A 1,751-nucleotide genomic window follows, 5' to 3' on the forward strand; every position below is an offset into this window, starting at 1 on the left:
GAAGTGCGCGGTAGAGGAGCGTTCTGTAAGCGGTTGAAGGTGAAGGGGTAACCCACACTGGACGTATCAGAAGTGCGAATGCTGACATGAGTAACGATAAAGGGAGTGAAAAACTCCCTCGCCGAAAGACCAAGGGTTCCTGTCCAACGTTAATCGGGGCAGGGTGAGTCGACCCCTAAGGTGAGGCCGAAAGGCGTAATCGATGGAAAACAGATTAATATTTCTGTACCTCTGCTAACTGCGATGGAGAGACGGAGAAGGCTAGGCTAGCGCGGCGTTGGTAGTCCGCGTTTAAGGTAGTAGGCAGTGTTCTTAGGCAAATCCGGGAACACCTCTTTAGTGAGAATGCTGAGAGCTGATGACGAGTCACTAAGGTGATGAAGTAGTTGATGCCATGCTTCCAGGAAAATCTTCTAAGCTTCAGGTTAGTAGGGATCGTACCCCAAACCGACACAGGTGGTCGGGTAGAGAATACCAAGGCGCTTGAGAGAACTCGGCTGAAGGAACTAGGCAAAATGGTACCGTAACTTCGGGAGAAGGTACGCTCCTGACGGTGATGAGACTTGCTCTCTAAGCTGATGGGAGTCGCAGATACCAGGTGGCTGCAACTGTTTATCAAAAACACAGCACTGTGCAAAATCGCAAGATGACGTATACGGTGTGACGCCTGCCCGGTGCCGGAAGGTTAATTGATTGGGTTATCGCAAGAGAAGCTCATGATCGAAGCCCCGGTAAACGGCGGCCGTAACTATAACGGTCCTAAGGTAGCGAAATTCCTTGTCGGGTAAGTTCCGACCTGCACGAATGGCGTAATGATGGCCACGCTGTCTCCAGCCGAGACTCAGTGAAGTTGAAATTGCGGTGAAGATGCCGTATACCCGCGGCTAGACGGAAAGACCCCGTGAACCTTTACTATAGCTTGGCACTGAACATTGAACCTACATGTGTAGGATAGGTGGGAGACTTTGAAGCAGAGACGCTAGTTTTTGTGGAGTCAATCTTGAAATACCACCCTTGTAGTTTTGATGTTCTAACTCTGGCCCCTTATCGGGGTTGAGGACAGTGCCTGGTGGGTAGTTTGACTGGGGCGGTCTCCTCCCAAAGAGTAACGGAGGAGCACGAAGGTTGGCTAAGTACGGTCGGACATCGTACGGTTAGTGCAATGGCATAAGCCAGCTTAACTGCGAGACATACACGTCGAGCAGGTACGAAAGTAGGTCATAGTGATCCGGTGGTTCTGAATGGAAGGGCCATCGCTCAACGGATAAAAGGTACTCCGGGGATAACAGGCTGATACCGCCCAAGAGTTCATATCGACGGCGGTGTTTGGCACCTCGATGTCGGCTCATCACATCCTGGGGCTGAAGTCGGTCCCAAGGGTATGGCTGTTCGCCATTTAAAGTGGTACGCGAGCTGGGTTCAGAACGTCGTGAGACAGTTCGGTCCCTATCTGCCGTGGGCGTTGGATGATTGAAGGGAGCTGCTCCTAGTACGAGAGGACCGGAGTGGACGAACCGCTGGTGTTCGGGTTGTCATGCCAATGGCATTGCCCGGTAGCTACGTTCGGAATCGATAACCGCTGAAAGCATCTAAGCGGGAAGCGAGCCCTAAGATGAGTCATCCCTAGAGCTTTAAGCTCTCTAAAGGGCCGTAGGAGACTACTACGTTGATAGGCAAGGTGTGTAAGCGTTGTGAGGCGTTGAGCTAACTTGTACTAATGACCCGTGAGGCTTAACCATACAACCCAGATG

1 rRNA gene is annotated in these 1,751 nt (G+C 51.7%); it reads left to right on the forward strand.

Features of this window, described 5'->3' with window-relative positions:
• Positions 1-1,739: ribosomal RNA gene (locus ACROAE_RS20525) — 23S ribosomal RNA — on the forward strand; the annotation flags it as partial.
• Between the last annotated feature and the right edge of the window lie 12 nt (positions 1,740-1,751).

The organism is Shewanella sp. MF05960, from assembly GCF_050849305.1.
GTDB lineage: Bacteria > Pseudomonadota > Gammaproteobacteria > Enterobacterales > Shewanellaceae > Shewanella.